Genomic DNA, 25,940 nt, shown 5'->3' on the forward strand with positions numbered 1-25,940 from the left:
TGCACCCTACGATTTTGGTAGAACCGGCTGCGCCATGACCAACCATCCACGGCCTCTCGCGTAGGGTGCAATAACCAAAGGGCATTGCACCGAATGTACCGCCGATCGGCGTCAATACGTTGAACTCAACCGGTGCAATGCCCTGCGGTTATTGCACCCTACGATTTTGGTAGAACCGGCTGCGCCATGACCAACCATCCACGGCCTCTCGCGTAGGGTGCAATAACCATAGGGCATTGCACCGAGTGCACCACCGATACGCTGAGTGCGGCCCCCTTCGTTACTCCCGCCACCCTAATCCGGCTCAATCACCACCTGCACCGCAGCACTACAAAACCGCGAAATACCATATTCGATAGCAACCCCATCACCATCAACATAAACCGTATCCACATGCAGAATAGGCAGGCTGACCGCTTGCCCGAGTTGCTGGGCCAGCAGCTTGTCCGGCAAGCGCGCGGTAACCCGGCTCATGCGCCGCTGGAATTGCACCACGCCGAATTGCGCCAGCGCCAGATGCGTCACGCCACTTTGTGCATACAACGCCCCGAGTCCGGCAAAGCGCGGTAACGGAAAATACTGCGAACACACGCCGATGATTTTGCTGTCGACGATGTCGAGCGATTCGACGCACAGCACTTCTGCGCCGGCAGACAAGTCGAGCAATTGACCAATCTCCGGCGTGGCCGGCATCGCATCCCATGACAGCACGCGGCTGGTGCCGATCCGGCGTGCACCCGCGACGCTGTGGGCCAGCCGGCTGCGCCGTCCTACCTGATAGTCGAGCATGTCGTCGCGCACGAAGGTGCCGCTGCCATGCCGGATGTCGACCAGGCCGTGATCGGCCAGCGCTTTTACTGCTTGCCGCACCGTGTGGCGGTTGACGCAAAAGCGTTCTGCCAGCGCGGTTTCGTTAGGCAGCCGGTGCTGCAACTCGCCCGACAAAATATCGGCCCGCAAGGCCTGTTCGATCTGACGCCACATGGTGACGCCGGCACTGCGCACGAGTGGCTCGGATGGGTTGTGCACGATTCAGTGCGCCAGTTGCCGACGGGCCAGCGCAAAGGCGATGCTCATGCCGATGCCACTGGTGATGACGACGGCTTGCACGTGCGGTGCCGGATGGAGTACTTCGTAAGCACGGCGGCCGCTGGCGTAGATGCCTTGCCAGCGTTCGCGCACCTGCAGCGGACGTTGCAGTAGCTGTTGCGCCAGATCGAGGATGATCGTATCGACAGCGACTTCGTTGAAGGGCACCAGCGTCTCGCCGATCACGTGCGAGTCGCCGATGATCAGGTCGCCGTCGTCGCCAACCTGCTGGACGATCAGGTGGATGCCATGCTCGAGCAGCGCCGGTTGCTGCTGCGCGACTTCCTGCCGCAGCGCCGCCAGCGGTTCGGCCAGCGCCGCGCATTCGGTGAAGGCGCCGTAATGCAGCGTCGACAAACCCGTCATCAAGGTCGGTCCCAGTGTGATGCCGGGATGGGCGACGCGCTGCATTTGCAACGCGCAGCGACGAATGCCGAGTGCGGAAAAATGCTGCGGGTAGAGCGTCTGCACATCATGCCCCGAACAGAGCACGACTTCGTCGGCTTCGTGCGGGCCGCGACTGGTGGCGAGGTGTGGCAAATCAATGTCGTGAACCAGCACGCCAAACTCGAACACGACGCCGTGTCGTTCGGCCAGCCAGCGCGTCAGCAGGGTGATGGTCTGGCGTGCATCCATCGCGATTTCAGCAGGGCTGAACAAACCACCGACACCGGCAAGCTGCTGGTCGGCGATCTCGGCGCGGCTCAGCAAACGGGTGCCGTACGGCTCGCCACGCACGGACTGAAAGGCTTCAAGAACACGCAGTTCAGTGACGCTGCGGGCGACTACAAGACTGCCTTTGGCCTTGTGCCAGCAACCGGTCTCGGCAAAAAATGCCAGCCACAACGCCCGCGTTTGTTGCGCCAGGTCGACCAGTTCGCCGGCCGGTTGGCCGAGCACCAGCCCGAGTCCGAAATTGCGTACCGAGGCACCGTTGGCATGCTGGTCGCGTTCGTAGACGGTGACCGCATCACCGCGCAAACTGGCTGCCCACGCATGCGCCAGCCCGACAATGCCGGCACCGATGATGGCGGTGCGATGACGTGCTGTCACGGCTGTTCGCCGCGTGCCAGACGCGCTTCAATCGCATCGACAACGGCCGGCAATCCGGCGATCGAATCGATCACATAGTGCGCTCCGGCGTCCATCAGTTTGGCGCTGGCGACATCGCGATAGCGGGCCAGTTCGGCGGGCGGCAAGGTGTCGAGTTCGGCCAGCGACAAGCCGGTTTCATTGCCTGACAACGACAGCCCGACCGTCCACATTCCCGCCGCGCGACCCTCGGTGATACCGGGCACGGTGTCATCAATCTTGATGCACGCACGCACATCGGCGATGCCGAGTTCGAGCACATTGGCCAGTGCCATCCACGGCCCCGGCCGACCACCGGCAGCGAGGTCATCGGTGGCGACGGCATGATCCACATGCACGCCCATCGAGGCGGCGTGCGGCAGTAATTTGTCCATCACGACACGCGGATAACCGGAGCACGAACCGATACGGATGGCGCGCGCACGCAGCGCGGCGAGCACGTCGATCGCACCCGGAATCGGATCGGAATAGGCGGCCACGCGTTCGATCTGCAAGGGCAGGAACGTGGCATACAGCGTGTCGACATCGGCATCCGACATCGGTCTGCCGTGCTGTTGTTGCCAGCGTTGCGCAACACCGTCCTGCCGGCCCAGCGCCTGAATGTGATCCCACTTGGCCAGTCCCATCGGCAAGCGTGCTTCGGCCATCGAGACGGTGATGCTGAAGCCGGCAAAGGCATCGATCAGCACCTGGGTCGGGGCGAACGAACCGAAGTCGACCAGCGTCCCGGCCCAGTCGAAGACGACGGCTTGCACGGGTCCCCGATACGACTTCAATGCTGCTGGCGTGATCTGCATCTGGCGCAGCGCGTCGGCAATGACGTCGACAGCGATGAGCATGTCGGCACTGCCGATCGCACCGATACAGCCGACGCGGAAGGTTTCAGCATGCGTCAGTTTGCCCGGATACAGCACCACGCCGCGGGCCTTGGCCAGTGCGTAAAAGGTACTGAAGTTCCAGTTCGGATGGGCCGGCGCATGGACGGTGACGATGATCGGTGCCTGAACTTCGGGTGCTAAAAAAATGTGCAGGCCGAGCGCTTCCAGGCCATCAACCAGCGTGCGGCAATTGTCTTCATAGCGTGCCAGCCGGGCCGGTTGGCCGCCTTCGTGTTCAAACTGATCGAGTGCCACGGCGAGCGCGGCCATCACGTGGGTTGGAGGCGTGTAGCGCCACTGGCCGGTCTGTTCCATGTAGCGCCATTGCGCATGCAGGTCCAGCGACAGCGAATGCGCACGACCGGCGCATTGTTCCAGCACGGCTGTGCGCAGGATCGCAAAGCCCATCCCCGGCACGCCTTCGAGGCACTTGTTGCCGGAGGCGATTACCGCGTCATAGGTCAGCATTTGTACCGGCATCGGCAGTGCGCCGAACGCGCTCATCGCATCGATGATCAGTGATTTGCCAGCGGCGGCGACGATCTCCGAAATGGCGACCATCGGATTGAGGATGCCGGTACTGGTCTCGCAATACACCACGGCGACGTGGGTGATTGACGGATCAGCAGCCAACGCACTGGCCACCCTCACCGGATCAACCGGCGCAACTTCGCCGAAATCCAGCACGCTGACCCGGCGGCCCATCACTTCGGTCAATTGGGCGATACGCTTGCCGTACGCACCATTGATCAGGCACAGCAATGTGCCGTCACGCGGGAGCAGGGTGCCGATCACGGCTTCGACGGCAAAGGTACCGGAGCCTTGCAGCGGCACACAAGTAAAGTCATCGGCACCATCAACAATGGCCAGCAAACGACGGCGCACATCGGCGGTCAAGGTATTGAAACTGCTGTCCCACGAGCCCCAGTCATGCAGCATCGCAGTCTTGGTGGCCAGGCTGGTAGTGAGCGGGCCGGGGGTCAGTAGCAGGGGATCGCGCATCGGGTTGTTCCTTGGTCGGTCAAAAAATTCAGGGGGCGCGCCAGGCTTGCGCGCGCCGGTTCAGCCACCAGCCGACGGCGTTCATCAGCAAGGTGACGACTAGCGACGAGGCCACGATCAAGGTCGCCATGGCCGCTGCGGCGGCGGTGTCACCCGCGTCATCCATGTTCAGGATCGCCACGGCAGCGAGTTCGGTTTCGGGCGTGTACAGAAAAATCACGCAGCTCACTGTCGTCATCGACGAGACGAACAGGTAGCGTGCCACATCGAGCAAGGCCGGCAAATTGATCGGCAAGGTCACGCGCCGGAAGGTATGCCACCACGGTCGCTGCAGGCTGCGTGCGACTGCTTCGATTTCGTTGTCGATCTGGCGCAGCGAGGTCGTCAGTGTCAGGTGGGCGGTGGTGTAAAAATGCGCGATGGTGGCGATCACCAGCAAGGTCATCGTGCCGTACAAGCTCCTGAGCGGATTGTCGGGTGCATTAAAAAACAGCACGTAACCGAGTCCCAGCACCAGTCCCGGCACTGCCATCGGCAGCAGCGCGAGGCTGCGAATGGTGGCGCCCAGGCTGCGCGGGACCGGTGATTTTTCAAGCAGGTAGGCGGTCAGGAAAATGAACGCGGTGCCGAACACGGTGACCAGCGCGGCCATGCGCGCACTGTTACGGAAGGATTGCCAGCCACCGCCATCGAGATGCTGGAAGTCGAAATGGGCCAGCGTCAGGCTCATGTTGTACGGCCACATCTTGACGAACGCGGCGTAGCAACCGACCCCGAGCAGCGCCAGCAAGAACACCGAGATGGCGATGCACAGCATGCCGAGCACGCCATCGCGCCAGCGATTGCGACCGGGCTGATACACCACCGAGCGTCCGCTGAGCTGGCCCGACTGACGCTTCGAGAGCCAGCGTTCGACCAGAAAACTGAGTATCGCTGGCAGCAGCAACAGCACGCCGATGATCGCGCCCTTGCTGAAATTTTGCTGGCCGATGACTTGCTTGTAGGCTTCGAGTGCCAGCACGTTGGTTTGTCCGCCGATGACTTTGGGCACGCCGAAGTCGGTCACCACCAGCGTGAACACCACCATCGCGGCGGCTACCACGCCATACCGGGCCGTGGGCAAAGTCACCGTCAGAAAGCGACGCAGCTTGCTCGCTCCCATCGTCTCGGCCGCTTCATACAAACGCGCATCGGCCACGCTCAGTGCCGCCAGCAAAATGAGCAGCGCATGCGGAAAGGTATAAAACACTTCGCCCAGCACGATACCGATCGGGCCATAGATCGACGCATCGCCTAGCCAGCTTTTGAGCAGTCCCTGATTACCGAACAGGTAGACCAGCGAGATCGCCGGCATCAGCGACGGGGCCAGCATCGGTGCCAGCGCGATGACGCGCAGGAGACGGCGACCGGGCAGGCGGGTGCGGGTCAGTGCAAAGGCAAATGCCAGTGCCAGCGGCAGCACGATGGACACCGTACCGAACGCAACCAGCAGGCTGTTGGCGGTGGCCATGTGCAGGCGCGGTTCGGCCAGCAGGGCAGTCCAGTTGGCCAGTCCGGCATAGCTGCCGTCGCGCGCCTGGGTGGTCATGCCGAACAGGCTGAGCAATGGCCACGCAAGAAAGGCCAGCATCAGCACGGCGATCACTCCGATCAGGCCGAGGGCTACCCTATCGTCGCGACTACGCAAGACACTCATTGGCAAGGCCGGGTGAACAGCCGCACTTTGTCCGGCAGCAGCGTCAGTGGCACGCGCCGTCCGGCTTCGAGCGAATCGTAGCCGGTGTCATTCGGACCGACATCGGCAAAGATCGACAGCCCGCGATCAACGCACAGTGACAGCGTGGCACGGCGAATGCCGCGATGGAATTCGACCGCATCAACGACAGCCATCATCGAGGTCGAACCGGCATGCCATCGGGTCTCGATGCGCACATCTTCGGGACGGCAAAAGAGCGTTGCCTGCTCTGCGGCGAGTGTCATGTCGAGTGGCAAACCGGACAGCATCGCGTGTCCATCACTACCGCGTTGCAGCGGCAACCAGTTGGCGCGACCAACAAAATCAGCGACAAAACGCGAGGCCGGATTGCGATAAATCTGCTCGGCGCTACCGCGCTGTTCGATGCGGCCCTGGCTCATGACGACGACGGTATCGGCGATTTCCATCGCCTCATCCTGGTCATGCGTGACCATGATGGTGGTGATGCCGAGCTTGCGTTGCAGGTTGCGCAGTTCTTGTCGCAAGCGTTCACGCACCTTGGCGTCGAGCGCGGACAGCGGCTCGTCCAGCAGCAGCAAACTCGGCGATGTCGCCAGCGCACGCGCCAGTGCCACGCGCTGTTGCTGACCGCCTGATAGCTGCGCCGGGTAGCGGTCTTCGGTACCGGTCAGGCCTACCAGATCGAGCAACTCGTCGACGCGGCGATTTTTTTCAGTGCGGCCGGTGCGCAGCGCGTAGCCAATATTTTGCGCGACCGTCAGGTTGGGAAACAGCGCATACGACTGGAACACGATGCCGTAATTGCGCTGCGCCGGTGGCAACCGGCCGATGTCGCGACTGCCCATGAGGATGGTGCCGCCGTCCTGTTTTTCAAGGCCGGCGATGATGCGCAACAGCGTCGTCTTGCCGCAACCGGAAGGTCCCAGCAAGCAAACGAATTCGCCCTTGCGGACATCGAGATCAATCTCTTGCAGCGCGGTGAACGCGCCGAACTGTTTGCCGACTCCGGCGATACGCAGCCAGTGGTCGTCGATGGGTGTGGTCATGAGGCGGCAGCTCTTTCGGACAGGGCAATGAGGCGGGGCAGGTAATGGGCAAAGGGCGGGACGACGAGGCCGACGACCTTGGCCGCTTCGTCATGACGGCGCAGTGCGACGGCGCGTGCGGCATGCGGATGGCTGGCAAAAGTCGCGGCGGCCGCGGCGTCCATCACGCCGCCTTGCAGCGCCAGGCTCAGGCGCGACGCATCGGACAGCGCGGCAAAATAGGGTGCTTCGGTAAAACACAGATAGCGCTTGGCATCGACATGCAAGCGGATGGCATCAATCACTTCGGCGGGCAGCAAGCCGCGCAGGTAAGGCACGATCTTGTATTGGTGCAGATCATCCTTGCCATCGGCGAGGTCCTGATCAGTTTGTTCGAACAGCATGTGGCCGAGATCATGCAGCAGGCAGGCGACGACCAGTGCATCGTCATCGCCTGCCTGCCCGGACAACCACGCACATTGCAGTGCGTGGTCGCGCTGGGTGATGGCCTCGCCGCCGTACAGACTGCCACCGGCGTGCTCGAAGAGTGCCGCGATGTCAGTTAGCGTGAGGCGCGTCGTCATCGATTACTTTGCTGGCTTTGGCTCGGACTTGCCGTCGTAACGACGGGTCCATTCGGTCAGAATGCGGTCACGATTGGTCGCTGCCCATTTCAGGTCTTGCTTGATCAGCAGTTGCTCGTAATTGGCCGGGATCAGCGGGTTCGGTTTGGCCACGCCGGGATAGGCGACGATGGCGAAGTTGCTGGCGAACTGTTCGTTGCCGGACTTCGAGGCAGACCAGTCCGCCAGCTTGCGTGCGGCATCCAGATTCTTGGTGCCCTTCATGATGGCGGTGGCTTCGACATCCCAGCCCAGACCTTCTTTCGGGAACACCAGATCGATCGGCGCACCGGATTCCTTGAGCTTGGCGGCGCGGTATTCAAAGGCGATACCGATCGGGAATTCGCCGGCAGCAGCTTGCTTGCAGGGCTTTGAGCCGGAGTGCGTGTACTGGGCGATATTGTTGTGCAGCGAATCCATGTAGGCCCAGCCGTCTTTCTCGCCAAAGGTGGCCAGCCAGCCGCTGACATCGAAGTAGCCGGTGCCGCTGGAGGCGGGATTTGGCATCACGATCTTGCCCTTGTACTCGGCCTTGAGCAGGTCTTTCCAGCTCTCCGGTTTGGTCAGGCCCTGCTTGGCGGCTTCAACGGTATTGAAGCAAATGGTCGCGCCCCAGACATCCATGCCGACCCAGCTTGGCGGCTTGGTATCATCGACAAAACGCTGGTTAAGTTTCTCGACACCCTTGGGTGCATAGGCTTGCAACATGCCTTCTTTTTCCAGTACCAGCAACGAAGTCGCGGCGACACCCATGACGACATCGGCTTGCGGCGCGGCTTTTTCAGCGAGCAATTTGGCGGTGATGATGCCGGTCGAATCGCGCACCCAGCGCAGTTTGATGTCGGGATATTCGGATTCAAATTTGGCTTGATAGGCTTTGAGCTGGTCGGCTTCGAGTGCGGTGTAGACGGTCAGACTGGTTTCGGCAAAGGCGCTGATACTGAACAGGCAAAGCAGGGCGGGCAGGGTTTTTAACAGCGACGGGATCTGCATTGGAGGCTCCAGGAGGGTGAGTGTCGTCATGACACCGGAGCTTCGGAGTGTAGGTAGTCAACATGACCTCATCGTGACATCTATACGACTTGGTGACACGATTGGTTTGGACGCAATCGAGTTGCACGTCATCTTGTGATGCATGCGCTTGTGGTACGGTCAGGGTCAACTCAAACACTGAAAGGAATCTCCGTATGGCCATCGGCTGGTTTACCGTACTTCAGGCAGTCCCGTGGGCAGATGTGATCAGCAACGCACCCAAGGTGGCCGAAGGCGCTAAAAAATTATGGAATTCGGTGGGTAAGAAATCTGTCCCGCCGGTATCGGTGAATGCCTCAGCGACGCAGGCGATGACGCCAGCGGCATTGGTCGACGCGCGTCTTGCCGCGACCGAAGCGGCCGTGCTAGCGCTCAACGAACAAATGATCGCCTCATCGGCATTGATCCGCGATCTGGCCGAACAGAATGGTCAGCTGGTGCGGCGGGTCGATGCGAACTGGCGCAAGGCGCGCTGGTTGTGTCTGGCGTCCGGGATTGTCGGGGCAGTGCTGGCGGTTGGGTTGATGGCGATGCGTGCGGTCGCGGGTTGATGTGGGGCGCTTGGTGCAATGCTCTGCGGTTATTGCACCCTACGAGATTACAACTGCGATTCTTCGCAGGGCATCACACCGACTGCCTACCCTTTAATACTTGCTAGCCGCATCAATATCCGCCAGCGATTCTTGCCCGCGCTGCGTGATGGCAAAGGTGCCGTCGTCGGCGTGGGTGATGTGGCCCTTTTTGCCGAGGAATAGCGCGACATCGGCCGAGAGGTGCGCCAGCGCGTCGGTCGAGACGGCGCGCAAGCCTTCGATGCATTGTTTCAGGAATAGCGTTTGCTGGCCTTTTTCGGTCAGCGTCAGTTGGCCGTCGCGGGCGTGGCTGATGAATTTCAGGCCGTTGAGTTTCTTCGAGTTGCGGGCGACGCAGGCGCTCGGGCGTTCACCGCGGGCAGCCTTGCCGATCTGGGTCAGTGCGTCGTATTCATCGGTAGTCAAGCGGTCGTCCATGGCATTTCCTGTCAAATATTTTTATGTGTGCGCATGGTACGCGCCGCATCGGCTGTCAGCAAGGTCGCGCCGGCTGGCGACTATCGGTTTGCTTATGTTTGTTAGCGAACAGACTGGCCTGATGCGGCCATTTACGTTGCTAATTTCGACTAGGGAGAGATGATGTTGAAGATTTCTTTTTACCTGAGTGCCGTCGCGCTGGTAGCTGGCTTGGGCGGCAATGCCGTTGCAGCCGATACAAAAACAACCACCATCGACGCAGCGTATCAATCTGACCGGACGCTTTGCCTCACTGGCCAGTCCAATCAGTCCGAAGCGACGTGCCTGAAAGAAGCCGCTGCCGCCCGCGATGCAGCGCGTGGCCATCAGCTCGATGATGGCAATGCGGCGTATGACGCCAATGCCCTGCGTCGTTGCGCCACGCTGCCGCCGGACGACAAGCGGGATTGCGAACGGCGCATTCATGGTGACGGCGTTGTCAGTGGCAGCGTGCGTGACGGCGGCCTGATACGCGAAACCACCACCATCACGATCGAGCCGGCCGCGCCCGCCAAATAAGCGCGCGTGTCAGAGCGTAGCGTTAGCGCAGGCCGCTGTTACGCGCATTCTGTTCGCGCTCAAGGCGGGTGATGTAACGCTGGATGACGGCCAGCATGGCTTTTGGCAAATCATGGAACAGGCAACCCAGGCGGCGACTGTGCTTGCCGTTTTCCATGCGCAGGTCGACTGAATTACGGATCTCCAGCGCGGTGGTCACCACCGTGCTGCCCGGCAGGTAAATCTGGCAACCCCGGTAGATGCGACCAATCGTATGGTCGAGTTGATGCTTGTCATCAATGATCGTAATCCCGCCGCCGCTGACATTGAGTAGCGACAGCGTGACCGGTTGCACCGTCTCGCCATCGATAATCTGTATCGTGCAGCGCAAGGGCGTCGCGAGCGGTGTCGCTACGCGATAGTATTCGCGCCGCTGCAGCCGGATCATACTGGTCGGTAGTGCGATGCGCAGGGCCGGCAGGTCACCGTAGCTGCACTCCGTAATGTCGGTCGCGAAGAACAGGATGCGGATGCGTTCGAGTACGGTTTCAAAGGAAATATTTTTACTGCCGAGTACATGTCGGGTGATTGCGGCATTGGCTGGCACGTCGAGGATTACCGCGTTGTCATCTTCGTCGACATGCAAGATTGAAGTAACGCTGGCTTCACCGGAGCCGCCGACGAGCATTCGCACCAGTTGGCGTTGCTCGCACAGTGCGCGCATCAACGCCAGGATTTCACGCCGTGAATGGACCTTGAACGGGCTGAGGTCAAGATCCTCGTCTCCGTATTCGTCTTGGGATATAGGCATCGGCTAATTCGAATAATGAAAAATCGTAAAGCGACGATCATACATTGCCGTCAGTCAATTTCGTAGCTTCAATGTGATAAAGCCATGCCAGAAGTTCGGCAATTGCCCGATAAAGTGCCGGCGGGATCTGATCGTCGAGATCAACCTGCATCAGCAGGGCGACCAGCTCTTTCGACTCATGCACAAAAACGCCGTTTTCTTTGGCGCGCTCGATGATTTGCGCGGCAATCAGCCCGCGTCCCTTGGCGACGATTTTGGGTGCGGCATCGCCGTTCTGGTAAGCCAGCGCAACGGCATTCCTGAGTGGAGAGTCGGGTTTAGTCATGACGCATATTCATCCGGCTTGCTCATCCTGCTTGACGGTCAGCAGGTCCAGCTTCGACCCGGCCGCTTCGAGTGCTTGCGACAAGTGCGCGCCATGCAGTCGCAAGGTCTGCGCGCTGTCCGGGTTGGCAGTGCGCACCTGCACTTGCACATGATCACCAATCAGCGTGATGGTGGCGGCGATCTGGCCCAGCGTTGGCAGGTCGAAGCGGACCACGCTCTGCCAGCTGCGCTCGGGCGCTTCCGCTGCCTTATCGGGCTTCTGCTGGTGCGCTTGCTCGCTCACTTCCCATTGCATCTGCTGGCCCGGCCAGACTTCGCCTTGCCATTGCACGCGGGGTATGTCGAGGGTATTGAGTTGCAGGTTGACGATGCGGGCGGTGTCGGGGTTGAGTCCTGTATCCGCAGCCGAAGCCGCAGCCGGGACAGCGCTGCGGGCGTTGATGTTTTGCGGTTCGCGCAGGACGTCAGCGAGCGGCCGTTCGCCGTTGGCCCACTGCTGCACATGCGACTCGTAAAAAATCCCGCTAGTCGTCAGCGCAGTCTGCAAGGCGGTGGCGATCTGTGCCGGCGGCGTCGCACCGGTACTCACCAGCGGCGTTTTGCCGAGCAGGGCAGTAGAGGTCGCTTGTTGTTGCAGACTGTCGATCAGGCGGGCGGTCGGACTGAAGGTGGCGGGGGCGGCACCTGGTTCGCCCTCCAGCAAAAACGTCGCTCGCGGTTGGGTGCCGACCAGCGTCAATTGCAGTTGGTCTCCCACCTTGGTGCCCTGTGGCAAATTAGTGTGCACGGCCGTATCGGCCAGCTTGACGATGAACGATCCGTCATCGAGCAGCGTTTGCACCGTGCCCTGAATTTTTTGACCAACAGCCAGTTGCGCCAGGCGAGCGCTGGCTTCTTCGCGCACATCGCCGATCGCCCCTAGCGGGTACAGCGACGCGAGCGGAACCAGCGATCGGGTTCCCACGATGTCGATCGGTGCCACCATGCCTAGCCGGCGAACTTCCCGCCATAAGCCTGAGACAGCTTGCGCTCGGTACCGGAGCTGTTCATCAGGATGGCCAGTTCCGCCATCCACGGTTCGGTGATGTCGCGGATCAGCCGGTCATGGGCCAGGATTTTCTGGATGATCTGGACTTTGCGCAGTCGTGTGGGGCCGGTCAGTGCGGTCGGCTCTTCGCCAGTTTTCAGCGAACTGACATGCCCGGCCACGCGCGACTCCAGCACCACCAGTTCTTCCCAGTCGCGTTTTCGCGCGGCGACCAGCATCTGGTCGGTGATCACGGCCACCGTTTCGTACAGTGACAAGACTTCTTGGCTATTCATAGTCAGTCAGGCTTTCATCAAGGTTGGTGCATAGGTCGACAAGTCGGGTGCGGCCTTGATCGGTGCCGCCGCCGGTGCCGCCTCTGCTTGCTGTCCGATCGCATCCCAGGCCGACTTCAGGTCCATCAGCAAGGTGTGCACCTCCTTCAGGATCTCCGGCTGGTTTTTCAGGTTGGCGATCAGCAGGCGATTGCTCATGTAGGCGTACAGCGCATCAAGGCTTTCAGCGATCTGGCCACCGACTTTTTTGTCAAGGCTGGCGCGCAAACCGTTGTCGATAATCGAGATTGCTTTCGAGATGGACTTGCCTTTGGCCTGAATGTTCCCGTCTTTCATTTGCTGTTCTGCGGTAGCGACGGCGACCAGCGCGCCGTCGAACAGCATCACAATCAGCTTGTGCGGTGAGGCAGACGTCACGCCGGTTTCCATGCTGACGTTGGCGTAGGCGTTGGCACCGCGTGAAGATTTTCCGAACATGGCATTTCTCCGTTAAGAATTCTTGGCGATTGCAGCCAGTTGCTGGGTCAGATAGGTGCTCGTGGTGTTGAGCTTGCTGATGACGCTGTCGAGCGCGGTATATTGGGCGCGATAGCGTTTCTCATTGGCGGCAATCGTCGCCTTCAGTGCGGTCTGACTCTTGGTATTCGATTTGATTGATTCCGAAAGACCGTCCGTGCGCGATGTCACAGGTCCATTTGCACCGAGCATTCCGGTTAGCAGTGTATTGAGCTGGAAGGCATAGCCCTGCGAGTAATTGATCGTGCCACGCGCACCCAGTGCGACGCCTTCGGCGACCAGGGTCAGTCCTTCCGAAGCGTCACCGGTCGCACCTGTGAGCAATTGGCCAATGCCCACTGCAGCTGCGCCATTGATGGTGCCTTTGACATCGAGTCCGCGAGTCGTCGTTGGCGACCCGCCAAACAAGGCCGCCATGGCCGTGCCGGTGGTAATAGTCGCAAAGGAGTTGGCGCCGTAGGTATTCGACAGGATCGACAGTACGCCGGCATTTTGGGTCACCTTGACAGCACTGCCGAGCGACGAGAATTCGGTTGCGCCATTGATCTTGCCCTGCAATTCGACTGCCAGCGATGCAAAACTGTAATTGCCAGCGGCGAGCGTGATGGTCTTATTTACGCCGTTGAGTTGCACGTCGAGCGTGTCGTTCAATCCGGTCGTGATCGCGGTATCGAAGCCGGCTGTGATCGTCGGGGCAGATCCCATCAGACTGGTTTTGCCATTGCCGCCAGTGACGCTGGCGGCCGATGCCGAGCCGGTCTTGTTCGACGAGATGGTCAGCACGCCGGCGTTGTTAGTGACCGTGGCGCTGGCACCGGCGTTCGTGAATGCGGATGCGGCATTGATGCGGGTCTGCACTTCGGCGGCCAGGTCGGCGGCGGTGGAGTAGGTTTTTTGGGTCAACGAGATACTCGCGCTGACGCCATTGAGCAAGACGGTCAGTGAGTCATTGCTACCATCGACGAGGAGATTGGCGACGGCTGAGCCGGTAGTTTTTGCGCTGCCGGCACCGGTAACAGCGCTCAGTCCGACGGCGCTGCCCTGTGTTGCAAGCTGCAATATGTTCACTGCATAGGCACCCGGCTTGGTGTTAGTGGTTGCCGCCGTGTAGGTGATCTGGCTGTCTGTAGTTTTACCGACCGCGGCAAACAGGCCTGCGATATCGGCATAGTGGTCCTTGACTGCTGCCGTGAGCTTGGTGCTGTCAAGCGTCAGCTCACCGGTTTTTTGTAGCGAGACACCGATCTCGGACAGGATCGAATACGCGCTGTTGCCACCTGCTACCGGCGCATTCAGCACGTTGCGAATCTGGGTCTGGATAGCGCGGATAGACGAGTCGCCGTTCAGCACGGCTGCCGTGTTGGTCGTCGTATCGAAGGCCGAGACAGTGTTGAGTGTTTCCGTGATCTTGTTAAATGCACTGACAAACTCCGTCACTGAAGCAGTGATGGCTGCTGTGTCTCGGGCCACGGTCAGGCTGGTGCTGGCACCGACAGCAGTCTTGCCAAGCAAATTAAGCGTCACGCCCGGAAGTACATCGGTGACCGTGTTCGAGTTTTTCGACACAGCAATACCGTCGACTGAAAATAAGGCATTGGCGGCGGTCTGGTTCTCGGTCATTGCTTGGGTGCCGGCAGGATCTTGTCCGAGCAATCCCGACAGGCCGGCGTCGCCGCTGACCGCAATTTTCATGCTGTTGCTCACACCAGAGTTTGTCTGGGTGAGTACCAGTCGATACGGTGAGGTGCCGCCATCATTGAGAATGGTTGCCGTCACGCCGATGCTTGCACCGTTGATCGCATCGCGGATGCCGGCCAGCGTGTTGTTGCCCGGATCAATCGTGACGGTTTTGACGCCGGCGGCGTTGCTAGTAAAACTCGACCCCGTGTATTTTCCGCTGGCCGATGACCCGCCACTAATCGTGCCGAAATCGAAGGTCAGGGTACCGCTGCCAACGGCCGTATTGGTAGTAACTTGCCCGGGTGCGACCAGCTTTTGTGCTTGCGCCAGACTGGTCACCTGCAAGGAATAAGTTCCCGGGACGGCAATCGAACTGCCGCTGGCCGAGGCAACGGTCGCATCCGACGAACTGACAGTCGCAGCCTGGAACTTGGTGATATTCGAGAGCCCGCTGACAGCGCTCTGGAAGGACGAGAGGGAACTCTTGACACTGCCCATGGCTGAAAGCTTGGCCTGGAAACTGGCTTGTTTCTTGGTTAACGTCGTCAGCGGTTGGCTATCGATCGCGATCAGCTGGCTGACAATCGAATTGACGTCGAGACTTGATCCAATGCCGGGTGCGGAAATGCTCATGGTGTCTGCTCTCGTCCGAGGTTATGCCTTGTCTTTGATCAGCAAGCCTTGCAGCTTGCTAATGTCTTTGGAGATCTCGACAGCTTGTGCGGTCGGAATTTGCCGGATCACCTTGCCGCTGGTGGTATCGACAATCTTGACCAGTGTCTGGCCGGTATCCTTGTCCTGGCTGAATTCGATGCCGTTCAGCGTCTCTTTCAGATATTTGTTCACTTCCTTGATCGATTGCTTGATCTCGCTGTCGCTAGGCGGCACCGGTTTTACAGTGTTCGTCGCCGTCACATTCATGCCATTATCCGCCACGACCGGAGTCGAGACGTTGGATACTTGCGGCGCTGCCAGTCGGGTTTGATCGACACTGACTGGCGCTGTGAATCGCACGCTCGATAGTCCGGTGATGTCCATTTTTTTCCCCTTCACAGTGAGAAGACGGAAAGCGGTTCCCCGGTTTCCGCCCTGAAAGCGCGGTCACGAATGACCGCTATTTTTTACGTGCTCTCAGCGACTTAACGTAACAACGAGAGTACACCGTTTGGCAACGAATTGGCCTGCGCCAGCATCGCCGTACCAGCTTGTTGCAAAATCTGGCCACGGGTCAGCTTGGCGGTTTCCGAAGCAAAGTCGGTGTCCTGAATCCGGCTACGGGAGGCGCTCAAGTTTTCTGACGTGGTTTGCAGGCTGGACACAACCGAAGCAAACCGGTTTTGTACCGCACCGAGTGAGGCGCGGGAGCTGCTGATACCTGCCAGGGCACCGTCGATGGCCGTCAGTGCTGCTGTTGCGCCGGCTGCTGTGGACAAGTCGATTGAAGCGATGCTCGAGACAGTCGACGAGACCGCTGCTGCTTGTGAGCCAGAAGCAGACAATCCTGCTGAAGTTGCGGAATTACCTGCGTACACAATGCCGCTGGCGCTCGTGCTGTTCAGCGATACTGTACCGTGCGTAGTTGCTGCAGTTGCAGCCACTGTCGCTGAGGGTGTGAACGCTTGCTTGCCGATTACACCGGCGAGGCTAGAAGTACCAAACTGAGCTACTGCGGTTGCGGTATTGGCAGTTGCGGTTGCTGTGTCTGCAGCGATGCCGGTCAGTGCGACCGTGAAGGCAATGGCAGCAGTCACTACGTTTGTACCAACGGTCGTAACTGCTGCACCTGTAGCCTTATTAATAGCGTTTGACAGATTAGTAGCATTTTGATTGGCAGTGCCAGTGAGATCGACCGCGCCAAGTGCGTAGGTGCCGGAAGCCGTGGTAATACTTATCGTATTCGCAGCAATGGTTCCTTGGGTTGCTGCCGTTGTGTAAGTTGAACCAACCGCTAGTGCTGTCGAAGCTACTGCACCAGTTCCTGCTGTTGCCGTCGTGCCAGTCCCGACGGTAAAGCCGATTTTGGATGCCAGAGTGGTGTTTAGGGCAGTTGCTACTGCTGATACGTTTTGTGAGTAAGCCGAGCTGACTGCAATGTCGCGACCGTCTATGGCCGACAGGGATACTGCGCCAGTGACAGCGTCAGCTGCAGCGGTAACGCCGCTCTGGGTCGAAACCGCATTAATTGCAGCTGCAATGTTTGCGCCCTGGCCAGCAGCCGTAGTACCGGCCGCAACGTCACCTACATTGACACCATTAATCGCGAAACTATTTGCCGCAACCGAACCGAAATTGGTCGCAGTCGCTGTCAACGAAGTGGTGTTGGCAGTAGCCGTTACGCCTGAGCTGGCAGTCACCCCGTTGATGGCGGCTGCTACTGAGAACGCGCTGGCTGTGCTTTGACCAGCCGCTGTGCCAAGCTGGGAGGCACCTACTTGAGCACCATTCAGTGTCAGATCGCCGGCCGCCAAGGCTGCCGTAACTGCAGTGCCGTTGACTGTGGCTTTGAAGCTGGTACCAACGCCACCCAGTTGGGAGGTCCGTGCGCTGGAAATTGAGTTAATGACTACTTGGTCATTTGTCGTTCCATTCGCACCGATCTGGAAACCTTGTGCAACGAACGAGCCGTCAAGCAACTTGTTGCCGTTGAACGAAGAATTTTGAGCGACGCGGTCGATTTCAGCAGCCAGCGATTTGGCTTCGTTGTTGATCGAAGCGCGATCCGATGCCGAGTTCGAGCCGTTGGCTGACTGGACAGCCAGTTCACGAATACGCTGCAAGTTATTACCGATCTGTGCCAGGTCGCCCTCAGCGGTTTGCGCCAGCGAGATGCCGTCGTTCGCATTGCGGCCAGCTTGATCTGAACCATTGATCTGTGAAGTCAGACGCTCCGAGATGGCAAGGCCGGCGGCGTCGTCTTTTGCGGAGTTGATCCGCAGACCTGACGACAACCGTTGCAGCGAAGTAGTCAGACCCGATTGCGATGTGGTCAGGTTGCGTTGTGCATTCAATGATGCAAGGTTGGTATTGATGAATGAGGCCATGATAATGCTCCTGAGTTAAGGGGTCGATGACTGCTGGCTATTTGAAGGCCCGGTCAACTTTGGTTTCCCCTCTGTGGGAGGGATGCAAACCGCTGTTGTAATCTTTATCGGTAGGTGGTCCAAAAAGTTTAATGTGGGCAACGATAATTAGTGCGCTCACCCGGTACAGCCCTTTTTTCCTGTTCGCCCCTTCGGCTGGATTTCATAAAACTTTAATACAATTTTTTCACTGCCATGGCGTCGATTTTTTTTAGAAAACTACATAAAATCAATCGCTTATAAATTTTCTTAAGAATTTTTCCAGATCGATAAAAAATTATTTCGTTTTTTTCGCTGGGCGTAGTCTATTTGACCCGAACGACGTTCAAAACGAGGGTAAAGAGGGTTTCGGTCGGTCTTCTCTGGTCTTTGAGTCTAGTAAAGTGCAATAACCGAAGGGCATTGCACCGAATGCACTGGTCGCCATCGCCAAGGCTTGCGTCTCGTGCGGTCGGTTGGCAAATATTGGGGCGCATCAATGCGGCGTCATAGCGCAATCTCTCTGAATGCCAAGGAAGGGGGAGTCCCGTTCGGCCTGTCGTCGCAATAAGGTGACTGACTCTGTGGTGCCATCCGGTGCAATGCCCTGCGGTTATTGCACCCTACTTTTTGGAGGTCGCTGTCATCCTTGACGAGATTGAACCGGCGTATCAATGGCCGAGTGTGTTCGATGAATACCGGTATTCATCGATCCTTCATTTTCCCAATAACACCAACGTCCTTTTCCAATCCCCTTCCCACTCTCGCAAAAAATCATGACTACCAAACGCCCGCTTCAACTGCGGCATCGGCACCCGATACACATCGTTCAATCCCAATGCCAGCGTGACCGGATTCCAGAGCGTCTTGTTTCTTGATTTTTTGGTGCCGGTTTTGACACGCGCCCCTTCGTCACCGAATATGCCACCGGCACCGTCAAGCGCTTGTTCCAGGTTGATTTTGAGCAGCGTGGCAAAGGCGATCAAGACCTGATCCTTGCTGATGCCAGCCTGCGATTCCTGCACGCCCTCGCTGACGACGGGGTCCGATGGTGGCAGCAGGGCGGCTGCGGCAGCGCGTTCGAGCTTGCCGGCCAGCCGTTCCAGGTCCTTTTTCAGGAAACGCAGTTCGTGCAACTCCCGGCGTATGCCCGGTGGCGGCAGTTGCGCAACGATACGGTAGACGTCTTTTGTGATTGTGATCAACACGTCATCGCTGCCAGCAGCCAATCTGCGTGTGTCGCCTTCAAAAAAAATGGGTGCCGGGTAGCCGCCGTTGGCGTCGCCGAACAGTTCTGGCTGGCTGGCATCGTAATCGAGCCAGACATAGGGGATCAGGCCGTTCTCGAGCAGGCGTGGCAGGTGCCACGGCTCGCGGGTTTGTTGCGTCAGCCAGTGGCAGGCTTGCGCGGTAGTTGCCCGGAACGGGAGATCGGTGATCGTCATTGCATGTCCTTTGTTGCGTGAGCCAACTTGCCGGTGTGGCTGGCAGATTATCGTGCAAGTACGCATGCAGGTGTCGGTCACGTTTTTGCAGGATTGTCTTAGCTCATGCTGCTTTTGGCGTGGTGCGACTTGACTCAACAAGCAGAATGCCTCGCCGCAAGCGAGCCATATTGAGGGGGCCCCACGCGCATTATCGATGTGGATGCCTTGCTTCCAGCGACCGTCCCGGATTTTTCCGCTGGCGTTGCTGGGACGACTGTTCGACGTGGTTCACGGGTTGCCGTCTGATTGAAAGGCAGGCTGACGGTAAAATACAGCCCGCGCGCGAACACGCCAACTTGTCGTTCGCGTATTTCCCACTACGAACCAGGAGGCAGTCATTACTTCGACGATTCAAGACACGCCCATTCTCATTATCGGCGGCGGGCTGGCTGGCATGGTAGCCGCGCTGCGGCTGGAGCAGGCCGGTAGTCCGTATTTGTTGCTGGAGGCGCAGACGCGCTTCGGCGGCCGTATTTTGTCGCAGCCGGTTGCGGCCGATGCCGGATTCGGCGTCGATCTGGGACCGACCTGGTTCTGGCCGCACCAGCAGCGAATGCGACGACTGTGTGCCGAACTGGAATGCGCGGTCTTTGCGCAGCATGTCGACGGTGATGTGCTGTATCAGCAGAGCAGCGTACAGCCGGTGCAACGCAGCGGTGAAGGAGAAGGCATGCTGTCGTACCGCGTGGAAGGCGGAACGCAGTCGTTGATTGCGGCGCTGACGGCGCGGCTAGATCCGGCGCGCGTGCATCGCGGCTGTCCGATCACGGGTGTCGCGCGCGGCGATGACGGCTGGTGTGTGACATCTGACGATGCCACAGGCGCGCAGCGGCAGTTTCGGGCGCAGCATCTGGTGCTGGCCGCGCCACCCCGCAAGCTGCTGCAGATTGACGGACTGGCGCAGTGCCTGCCGACCGGGCTGCCTGCAGCGTTAATGGCGACGCCGACCTGGATGGCTTCGCAGGCCAAGTTCGTGGCGGTCTATCCGGCACCTTTCTGGCGAGAGGACGGCTTGTCCGGCCAGGCCTTCAGCCGGGTCGGTCCGATGGTGGAAATCCATGATGCGTCGGCCACGGCCGACACCGGTTTTGCGCTGTTCGGTTTTATCGGCGTGCCGGCTGAAGTGCGGAGCCAGCACACAACGCAGACGTTGCAGGATGCCTGCCTGCGCCAGCTCGTCAGCGTGTTCGGCGCACAGGCCGCCACACCGGACGTGTCTTATCTGAAGGACTGGGCCCGGGAAGCGTGGATCGTCAGCGCGGAGGATATCGGCGAGCCGCCAAGGCATCCCGAGCTTGACTTGTCAGTGTGGCTGCCGCAGTTGCACAGCATGCAGTTGCATGTCGTTGGTAGCGAAGTCGCACCGGACGAAGGCGGTTACCTTGAAGGTGCGCTGGGTTCGGTCGAGGCATTGATGCGCACGTCGGGGCTGTTTGCCTAGGTTGCTATCTGGTTGGGTGCAGGCGGTGACCGGCGGTGACCGGCGATGTTGGGGCAATGCCGTATTTGCATTATGATCCTGGGCACAACCCGGAGATCCGCTTCGGTATAAGGAGACGCTATGTTCAGTCACATCATGGTCGGTACGAATAACATCGAACAGTCAAAAAAGTTTTACGATGCCGTCCTCGGCATGTTCGGCGCACGCGAGCCGCTTCGTAATAAGGCTTCGACGGGTCATCACCGGCTCTTTTACCGGCACCAGGGAAACACCTTCTGTATCAGCGAGCCGATCAACGGAGAAAAAGCGACTCCGGCGAACGGTGCGACGATAGGCTTCACCTGCACTTCGGCTGAGCAAGTACAGCAATTCCACGATACGGCAATCGCGCATGGCGGCCAGACTGCGGAAGACCCGCCGGGTCTGCGCGATGGCGGCACGATGGGACCCATGCACCTGGCCTATGTGCGCGATCCGGATGGCAATAAACTCTGCGCCATTTATCGGGCTGGCTGAGACCATCCGCGCGATCTGTCAGGTGCTGGATAGCACCTGACAGGCAAATCAATCACCGCTTCGCGGTTGCTGTTGTCGCCAATCAAATTCAAATTCGACAGGCGGTAAGTTGCTCTGTACCGCATCAGCCAGGCTGATGCGGTGGCCCTCGCATGGAGCAAAGCACGAACGAGGGCGATGGAATAGTTCCCGGTGGAACACCTTCTTCTACTGCACTTCTGATAATTAACAAAGGTCGCTCAGACCAGCGTCAAACACACCAAAAACAATCATTCCTGCCGCATTCGCGCAATCAACTAACGTTGCCCATGCCGATTGCCAGTGTGGATGCATTGCCGCTAGCGGCATTGGCGCACGCGCTCGCCAATGCTGCGCTAGCCGGGCAGGGCATATGGTGGAGCGACGGCTCGACCGGAGTCGCGCCGTCGCTGCATGTGTGGCGCGGGTTGCCGCCGACAAGGACGTTTGCGGGAAAGCTCAACGGCGATTGGGGTGAGCCTATTACGTTGATCCCGTAGGGGCAATAACCGCAGGGCATTGCACCGAATGCCTCGGTCACCGTCGCCAAGACTAACGACTTGCGGCGGCCCGCTCGCTGCAATGCCCTTCGGTTATTGCATCCTACCCAGATCGGTCCGATTGCCAGATTACTGCTCAAGAAAGCCGGAACCCGGGCTGACGGTATCGATACGCTGGCCGGTTTGCTGCTGGCGCATGTGCCGTCCGAATCGGGTCGTGCCGAATTGCTCGACGTCGTTGCTGCGCTGAAGAAAAAATCGCCCGGCAGCACGATGATGGCCAGTGCCTCGTCCTCCGGCAGTGCGGCTGCAGTCGCGACGGCACTGGGCAGCACGATGTCGACGGTGCCGCTGGACTCGGCATTCATTGCGGCGGTCGAAACACTCCTCACACGCGCCATCGGTGCAATTGCAAAAATCGTCATTCGGCGCGCTTTGTCAAAATGCAGCAACCGGGATACTTTCCTGGGACTCATTGCCCAGAGCATCGAGTCGACCAGCGAGCGAGTCCAGTTTCTCAAGGACGTGGCGGGCCTGCCGTAGCATAGGAGCCTATCGGACTTAGGGAGAATCGGCTGCAAAAATACCTGGACGGTCCATATTTCACCGCTTTCTTGGCCAATAGCTCGCTATTGGCACTGCGAAATCGGCAAAATCTGTCCTCGCCCAGCTATTTTTTCGCTTCGATTCCCTAAGTCCGACAGGCTCCTAGCCGGAATGCTTCATGAACGGGCATGTCGGGATGCGCTCCGTCGTCATCGCTACAGCATTGAGGTTGCAGAAATAGTAGGCGAAACGCGTCCTCCTCAAACGCAACCGGGTTGGGGTTTGCGTGAAACGGCAAGATGGCTTGACGCTGAAAAGTGTGGTCGATTCTCGGTGCAACCCGACGTGACGCGATCAGGACGCGTTGACGATAATTGCTGGCCGTGGCGCGAACAGGCATTCGGTTAGCGCCGGCAATATCCATTGGCCGGACAGGTGTTGGGAAAATGCCGAACTTATCACCTGGGTTTTGACACTCACAGTACGAGGTACGTTAGTTTGAGCTGTTAGTAGATTATCAAAGACTCGGAATTATTTGATCGGTGATCTCAACGGGAATAAATCTAAAATGGAATTAACTCGTCCTGGTTCAAGACCTTCTACGTCCCTGAGAGCAACTCTTGAGGCGACCGATGCGCCACCTCATCCAACGACAGACCGTTCTTCGCATTCAGACACGACGCAAGCGGTCAATCCAAACTCAGGCTCAAGCCGGGTGCCAATTGCTCGCGGTGGTGCTACGGAGAATAGGCTGCGAAGGCAAGCATCGCAGAGGTCAGGCACTGAGAAAAACAGCCCGGTTTCAGTCAAGGGTGAGACGGAGGCGGTGCCTGCCACATCTGCGGAAAGCCAATCCAGCAAACTCTGGAAAGCTCGGACGCCCCTTCAGATTGACGCAATTCAAGTCATTGATACCGAAGATCATCCATTCACAACCGGAATGCTTGTAGATGTTTCATCGATTGTCAAGAAGCTTCCTTTGAAGTCGCTAACTGAACGCGGTCGAACGGAGGCCACCTCTTATTATGTCAAGCCCACAGTAGGCCAAAATAGCTCGCAGCTAAAGCATATGGTTCGATACAACAAAGTTCATTTTATCGGTGGAGATCCTAAAAATGCGGAGAGGCTGCCTGCTCTGGTAAAGCTGCACTATGCTCTGGCAGATGTCACAGCAGGTTTGGCCTATCAACGTTTTTTTGGAGACGACTTTTCTCCAAAAAGTCGTCTGTTCAAATCGGCAACCGGAGAGCTCAAGGTGGGCTTGAAGATTCAGCCAAACTTCCAGGATTTTTCAAAGATCGAAAAAAAGATAGGCACGTTCCCAATTGAACCCTGGAATAAAGATTGGAGGCCCGATGATACGAGCTGGCATCGACCCACTGTGTCGATTCAAAAAGGAGGGGCGGCTGTGCTCCCTCCTAATATTGCTGGAAGTAATAAGGACTCCAACGATGTAGAGTTTGATTATTCAAATATGGAGGTTGTTGACCTTGGTAAGCTCGCCGCTGCTACGTGGTTTTTGGCAGAGCGAGATACGAATTCTGGTAATTTTGGTGTTGTTGCAACCGACAACCGGAACACAGTGAGAATTGTGAAGATCGATCACGGTTCATCGTTGTCTTTTGAAAGTACACCAGGATCCATCACCAGGAATAACGAAAAATTGGATGTGCCGCCGGAAAAAATGTTAACTCCAGAAAATTTAAAAGTAAGACTCGAAGACGTTGGCGGCGACTTCTCTGTTGAATCAAAGCCCTTCAAGGAGTTTGTTGCTACCGTCAGGAAAATCGCTGATATGACGGATGATCATTTGACAGCGCATATCGATGACATCGTGGGTGTTTACAAACCGATTCATGAGCAAGATGAGAATATTTTGGAATCAGATTTGCGGGCTCGACTTCAAGAACGATTGGATTTTGCCCGGCAAGCCATCAATAAGTACGACGCGGGTACCCTTTCTTAATAGGTTCTGCCGCATTAATTTAAAAAATCCGGAGTACTGGAGAGTGGAGGCAGTACCCCTGAAACTGGGTAGATTTACTCTGCCATGGCGTATAACTGTATTGCGCAAGTTATCCAAACGCCGTCAGCAAGGATCATTTGACCTTTATATATCACGTGCATGAGTTCGATCGCGATCAGTGTATGTTGTGCAGACGCGAAGGAAGTTAAGTTGAGCACCGGTTTGGTCACACGCTTTGATTATTGATACGCCACGAAATTAGCTTTACGTGCATCCTCGTCCAAAATTAACACTACAGACATCTCACAAGTTAGGTCGTCAATTTTGCTATGTGCATTGCATTTAAAGAAGCCCGTCCAACATCGGTAATGAGAGGACATGCGGATATATTTAATGATGTCAATGGTAATTGGTGCAAAACTCCCAAAGCATTATCATCAATAAGATGGCATCCAGAAATGTCCAGTATTTTTAATGGCATCTGACCTAAGTTAGTCATTGCTTGATTGTCAAAATGTGCGCATCCACTCAAATTGAGCGATTCTAATGATTCGAATCTTCTTCTATTTCTAAAGGTTGTTCGCCCGCCAATATTAACCCCAAACCTGGTGAGTAATGTGCAGTTTGATAAATCCAATGATCTTAACGGCAGAAAGGCAAGACTTATCATTCCCAAGTGGGTACGCATGCCTATACAAGATCTCAGGCAGAGATGTTCCAATTTCAGATTTATTAGGGGCGAAAATGGATTATCGGTAAGACTGGTGCAGCCACTCAAATCCAATGATCTCAGGGACTTACATTTTTTCAAATGTGATAACCCTGTATTTGTTATCCCCATACAATTTGATAAATCTAATTTTGTGATTTTTGACATCAATCCTTGATTGATCAATGAAGTTAATTCGTTATCATTAATCAACGGGGGTAGTTGAATTTCGCCAGAAAATTTTTTTCCTTTAGCTTTTGGATCACTAATCATCTCTCGTATTTCATCGAGCGTGGGATATCGGTATTGACGAGCTATTAATTTCAGGGATGCTATCAACGTGCAAGTCTGCGACAGGTTTTTACTATCTTTCGAGTTAAGGTAGCTATCAATTAATTGCAGATTATTTTTAGGAAATTCTCTGAAAGAACCTGCTGCCGCTTCTTGATTCCTCCGATACTCTTCCAATATTGGCTTGCATGTTTGTGAATGGTTCACACGCTCTTTTGAGTTCAGAAAACTGTGAATTGTTTTTAGAATATCTCCAGTTACATCTCGGAAGGAGCCTGCTATCTGCTGTTGACTCTTCAGATGCTTTTCTTCAATGGTTAGCCGCGAAAGATTTTGATGAAGCCACCGGCTTGAGGTGTCACCATCAATCATGCTGGCGTTAGATTTTTTCCGACCTCCTGTGCTTTCAATGACAGTATTTGTATTCGTGGGAGCCGTAAAACGGGCTACGGCGGGTGTTGTAACATCGGTCGTTAGTGCAGCGAGCGCAGCGGTATTTTGCGCGGGACTGATATGGCTTGAATCTATTGGTTTCATGGATGTCCTAAAAAGTGGGTGATACCTGAGCTCCCTTACCTTGATCTTCTATTGGGTCACATTTGAGTTGGAAAAACTCTGATCGCGAACGTCAACAGGACTGGGTGATAGTTGGAACGAGTCATAGGTGGACGGAATGCGGGAAACGGTTCCATGTAAAAAGCAGCGTGGTTTAAATTCCATTTTCGCTAGGTGTAGTTGTAGCTCC

Annotated in this window: 25 protein-coding genes and 1 pseudogene; 7 read left to right on the forward strand and 19 right to left on the reverse strand. The window is 57.4% G+C overall.

Features of this window, described 5'->3' with window-relative positions; genetic code table 11:
• Positions 1–294: 294 nt before the first annotated feature.
• The 8 genes and pseudogenes from phnF to QN370_RS03395 form a co-directional block, all read right to left on the reverse strand.
• Positions 295–1,029 (reverse strand): phosphonate metabolism transcriptional regulator PhnF, encoded by a 735-nt coding sequence (phnF, locus tag QN370_RS03360; protein ID WP_322125764.1) that lies wholly within the window; start codon positions 1,027–1,029, stop codon positions 295–297.
• 3 nt (positions 1,030–1,032) lie between these two features.
• Positions 1,033–2,142, reverse strand: coding sequence for a TIGR03364 family FAD-dependent oxidoreductase (locus QN370_RS03365; protein WP_322125765.1), 1,110 nt, complete (start codon positions 2,140–2,142; stop codon positions 1,033–1,035).
• Positions 2,139–2,978 (reverse strand): phosphonoacetaldehyde hydrolase, encoded by an 840-nt coding sequence (gene phnX, locus QN370_RS03370; RefSeq protein ID WP_322125868.1) that lies wholly within the window; start codon positions 2,976–2,978, stop codon positions 2,139–2,141. Before phnX ends, QN370_RS03365 begins: the two co-directional genes overlap by 4 nt.
• Positions 2,970–4,061 (reverse strand): annotated as a pseudogene (locus tag QN370_RS03375) (2-aminoethylphosphonate--pyruvate transaminase); the annotation flags it as partial. The pseudogene QN370_RS03375 and the gene phnX, both read right to left, overlap by 9 nt.
• A 28-nt stretch (positions 4,062–4,089) precedes the next feature.
• Entirely contained in the window at positions 4,090–5,757 is a 1,668-nt protein-coding gene (locus QN370_RS03380) for a putative 2-aminoethylphosphonate ABC transporter permease subunit (protein ID WP_322125766.1), read from the reverse strand.
• Positions 5,754–6,824: a putative 2-aminoethylphosphonate ABC transporter ATP-binding protein gene (locus QN370_RS03385; RefSeq protein ID WP_322125767.1), complete on the reverse strand. Its 1,071-nt coding sequence runs from the start codon at positions 6,822–6,824 to the stop codon at positions 5,754–5,756. Before QN370_RS03385 ends, QN370_RS03380 begins: the two co-directional genes overlap by 4 nt.
• Entirely contained in the window at positions 6,821–7,387 is a 567-nt protein-coding gene (locus tag QN370_RS03390) for an HD domain-containing protein (protein WP_322125768.1), read from the reverse strand. Before QN370_RS03390 ends, QN370_RS03385 begins: the two co-directional genes overlap by 4 nt.
• A gap of 3 nt (positions 7,388–7,390) precedes the next feature.
• On the reverse strand, positions 7,391–8,419 hold the full coding sequence (locus tag QN370_RS03395) for a putative 2-aminoethylphosphonate ABC transporter substrate-binding protein (protein WP_322125869.1): 1,029 nt from the start codon (positions 8,417–8,419) through the stop codon (positions 7,391–7,393).
• 194 nt (positions 8,420–8,613) lie between these two features.
• Here QN370_RS03395 and QN370_RS03400 point away from each other — a divergent pair, with 194 nt between their 5' ends.
• Entirely contained in the window at positions 8,614–9,009 is a 396-nt protein-coding gene (locus QN370_RS03400) for a hypothetical protein (protein WP_322125769.1), read from the forward strand.
• Positions 9,010–9,102: 93 nt separating this feature from the next.
• Here QN370_RS03400 and QN370_RS03405 read toward each other — a convergent pair whose 3' ends face one another.
• Positions 9,103–9,468, reverse strand: a complete 366-nt coding sequence (locus QN370_RS03405) for a hypothetical protein (RefSeq protein WP_322125770.1) — start codon at positions 9,466–9,468, stop codon at positions 9,103–9,105.
• 159 nt (positions 9,469–9,627) lie between these two features.
• Between QN370_RS03405 and QN370_RS03410 the strand changes: the two genes are divergently transcribed.
• Entirely contained in the window at positions 9,628–10,026 is a 399-nt protein-coding gene (locus QN370_RS03410) for a hypothetical protein (RefSeq protein ID WP_323581666.1), read from the forward strand.
• Positions 10,027–10,048: 22 nt separating this feature from the next.
• Here the strand turns inward: QN370_RS03410 and QN370_RS03415 are convergent, their stop codons facing one another.
• The 9 genes from QN370_RS03415 to QN370_RS03455 all read right to left on the reverse strand — a co-directional run bounded on the left by QN370_RS03415 (position 10,049) and on the right by QN370_RS03455 (position 19,166).
• Complete coding sequence (locus QN370_RS03415) at positions 10,049–10,816, reverse strand: flagellar brake protein (RefSeq protein ID WP_322125772.1); 768 nt, start codon at positions 10,814–10,816, stop codon at positions 10,049–10,051.
• Positions 10,817–10,853: 37 nt separating this feature from the next.
• Positions 10,854–11,141 carry an EscU/YscU/HrcU family type III secretion system export apparatus switch protein gene (locus tag QN370_RS03420; protein ID WP_322125773.1) on the reverse strand — a complete coding sequence of 96 codons (288 nt, stop codon included), beginning with the start codon at positions 11,139–11,141 and terminating at the stop codon, positions 10,854–10,856.
• A gap of 9 nt (positions 11,142–11,150) precedes the next feature.
• Positions 11,151–12,128, reverse strand: a complete 978-nt coding sequence (locus QN370_RS03425) for a flagellar hook-length control protein FliK (protein WP_322125774.1) — start codon at positions 12,126–12,128, stop codon at positions 11,151–11,153.
• Positions 12,129–12,130: 2 nt separating this feature from the next.
• Positions 12,131–12,466 (reverse strand): flagellar protein FliT, encoded by a 336-nt coding sequence (locus tag QN370_RS03430; RefSeq protein WP_322125775.1) that lies wholly within the window; start codon positions 12,464–12,466, stop codon positions 12,131–12,133.
• A gap of 6 nt (positions 12,467–12,472) precedes the next feature.
• Complete coding sequence (fliS, locus tag QN370_RS03435; RefSeq protein ID WP_322125776.1) at positions 12,473–12,943, reverse strand: flagellar export chaperone FliS; 471 nt, start codon at positions 12,941–12,943, stop codon at positions 12,473–12,475.
• A gap of 12 nt (positions 12,944–12,955) precedes the next feature.
• A complete protein-coding gene (gene fliD / locus QN370_RS03440; protein WP_322125777.1) occupies positions 12,956–15,295 on the reverse strand; it encodes a flagellar filament capping protein FliD in 2,340 nt (779 codons plus the stop codon).
• A 21-nt stretch (positions 15,296–15,316) separates the two neighbouring features.
• Positions 15,317–15,700, reverse strand: coding sequence for a flagellar protein FlaG (locus QN370_RS03445; protein ID WP_322125778.1), 384 nt, complete (start codon positions 15,698–15,700; stop codon positions 15,317–15,319).
• Between the two features lie 101 nt (positions 15,701–15,801).
• Positions 15,802–17,703, reverse strand: coding sequence for a flagellin (locus QN370_RS03450; protein ID WP_322125779.1), 1,902 nt, complete (start codon positions 17,701–17,703; stop codon positions 15,802–15,804).
• 734 nt (positions 17,704–18,437) lie between these two features.
• A complete protein-coding gene (locus QN370_RS03455; protein ID WP_322125780.1) occupies positions 18,438–19,166 on the reverse strand; it encodes a hypothetical protein in 729 nt (242 codons plus the stop codon).
• Between the two features lie 415 nt (positions 19,167–19,581).
• Here QN370_RS03455 and QN370_RS03460 point away from each other — a divergent pair, with 415 nt between their 5' ends.
• The 5 genes from QN370_RS03460 to QN370_RS03480 all read left to right on the forward strand — a co-directional run bounded on the left by QN370_RS03460 (position 19,582) and on the right by QN370_RS03480 (position 24,195).
• Positions 19,582–20,649 carry a flavin monoamine oxidase family protein gene (locus QN370_RS03460; protein WP_322125870.1) on the forward strand — a complete coding sequence of 356 codons (1,068 nt, stop codon included), beginning with the start codon at positions 19,582–19,584 and terminating at the stop codon, positions 20,647–20,649.
• Positions 20,650–20,769: 120 nt separating this feature from the next.
• Entirely contained in the window at positions 20,770–21,165 is a 396-nt protein-coding gene (locus tag QN370_RS03465) for a VOC family protein (RefSeq protein ID WP_322125781.1), read from the forward strand.
• A 308-nt stretch (positions 21,166–21,473) separates the two neighbouring features.
• Positions 21,474–21,683 (forward strand): hypothetical protein, encoded by a 210-nt coding sequence (locus QN370_RS03470; RefSeq protein WP_322125782.1) that lies wholly within the window; start codon positions 21,474–21,476, stop codon positions 21,681–21,683.
• Between the two features lie 96 nt (positions 21,684–21,779).
• Positions 21,780–22,226 (forward strand): hypothetical protein, encoded by a 447-nt coding sequence (locus tag QN370_RS03475; protein ID WP_322125783.1) that lies wholly within the window; start codon positions 21,780–21,782, stop codon positions 22,224–22,226.
• 538 nt (positions 22,227–22,764) lie between these two features.
• A complete protein-coding gene (locus QN370_RS03480) occupies positions 22,765–24,195 on the forward strand; it encodes a hypothetical protein (RefSeq protein WP_322125784.1) in 1,431 nt (476 codons plus the stop codon).
• Between the two features lie 310 nt (positions 24,196–24,505).
• Here the strand turns inward: QN370_RS03480 and QN370_RS03485 are convergent, their stop codons facing one another.
• Entirely contained in the window at positions 24,506–25,732 is a 1,227-nt protein-coding gene (locus QN370_RS03485) for a hypothetical protein (RefSeq protein WP_322125785.1), read from the reverse strand.
• Between the last annotated feature and the right edge of the window lie 208 nt (positions 25,733–25,940).

Origin of the sequence: Actimicrobium sp. CCI2.3 (genome assembly GCF_035019065.1) — a bacterium.
Taxonomy (GTDB): Bacteria; Pseudomonadota; Gammaproteobacteria; order Burkholderiales; family Burkholderiaceae_D; genus Actimicrobium.

What these genes read in the sequence shown, in the direction of transcription:
- phnX (WP_322125868.1), bottom strand. Translation starts at nt 2,978, where the DNA reads ATGCAGATCACGCCAGCAGCATTGAAGTCGTATCGGGGACCCGTGCAA.
- QN370_RS03380 (WP_322125766.1), bottom strand. Translation starts at nt 5,757, where the DNA reads ATGAGTGTCTTGCGTAGTCGCGACGATAGGGTAGCCCTCGGCCTGATC.
- QN370_RS03385 (WP_322125767.1), bottom strand. Translation starts at nt 6,824, where the DNA reads ATGACCACACCCATCGACGACCACTGGCTGCGTATCGCCGGAGTCGGC.
- QN370_RS03390 (WP_322125768.1), bottom strand. Translation starts at nt 7,387, where the DNA reads ATGACGACGCGCCTCACGCTAACTGACATCGCGGCACTCTTCGAGCAC.
- QN370_RS03395 (WP_322125869.1), bottom strand. Translation starts at nt 8,419, where the DNA reads ATGCAGATCCCGTCGCTGTTAAAAACCCTGCCCGCCCTGCTTTGCCTG.
- QN370_RS03400 (WP_322125769.1), top strand. Translation starts at nt 8,614, where the DNA reads ATGGCCATCGGCTGGTTTACCGTACTTCAGGCAGTCCCGTGGGCAGAT.
- QN370_RS03405 (WP_322125770.1), bottom strand. Translation starts at nt 9,468, where the DNA reads ATGGACGACCGCTTGACTACCGATGAATACGACGCACTGACCCAGATC.
- QN370_RS03410 (WP_323581666.1), top strand. Translation starts at nt 9,628, where the DNA reads ATGATGTTGAAGATTTCTTTTTACCTGAGTGCCGTCGCGCTGGTAGCT.
- QN370_RS03415 (WP_322125772.1), bottom strand. Translation starts at nt 10,816, where the DNA reads ATGCCTATATCCCAAGACGAATACGGAGACGAGGATCTTGACCTCAGC.
- QN370_RS03420 (WP_322125773.1), bottom strand. Translation starts at nt 11,141, where the DNA reads ATGACTAAACCCGACTCTCCACTCAGGAATGCCGTTGCGCTGGCTTAC.
- QN370_RS03425 (WP_322125774.1), bottom strand. Translation starts at nt 12,128, where the DNA reads ATGGTGGCACCGATCGACATCGTGGGAACCCGATCGCTGGTTCCGCTC.
- QN370_RS03430 (WP_322125775.1), bottom strand. Translation starts at nt 12,466, where the DNA reads ATGAATAGCCAAGAAGTCTTGTCACTGTACGAAACGGTGGCCGTGATC.
- fliS (WP_322125776.1), bottom strand. Translation starts at nt 12,943, where the DNA reads ATGTTCGGAAAATCTTCACGCGGTGCCAACGCCTACGCCAACGTCAGC.
- fliD (WP_322125777.1), bottom strand. Translation starts at nt 15,295, where the DNA reads ATGAGCATTTCCGCACCCGGCATTGGATCAAGTCTCGACGTCAATTCG.
- QN370_RS03445 (WP_322125778.1), bottom strand. Translation starts at nt 15,700, where the DNA reads ATGGACATCACCGGACTATCGAGCGTGCGATTCACAGCGCCAGTCAGT.
- QN370_RS03450 (WP_322125779.1), bottom strand. Translation starts at nt 17,703, where the DNA reads ATGGCCTCATTCATCAATACCAACCTTGCATCATTGAATGCACAACGC.
- QN370_RS03455 (WP_322125780.1), bottom strand. Translation starts at nt 19,166, where the DNA reads ATGACGATCACCGATCTCCCGTTCCGGGCAACTACCGCGCAAGCCTGC.
- QN370_RS03465 (WP_322125781.1), top strand. Translation starts at nt 20,770, where the DNA reads ATGTTCAGTCACATCATGGTCGGTACGAATAACATCGAACAGTCAAAA.
- QN370_RS03470 (WP_322125782.1), top strand. Translation starts at nt 21,474, where the DNA reads ATGCCGATTGCCAGTGTGGATGCATTGCCGCTAGCGGCATTGGCGCAC.
- QN370_RS03485 (WP_322125785.1), bottom strand. Translation starts at nt 25,732, where the DNA reads ATGAAACCAATAGATTCAAGCCATATCAGTCCCGCGCAAAATACCGCT.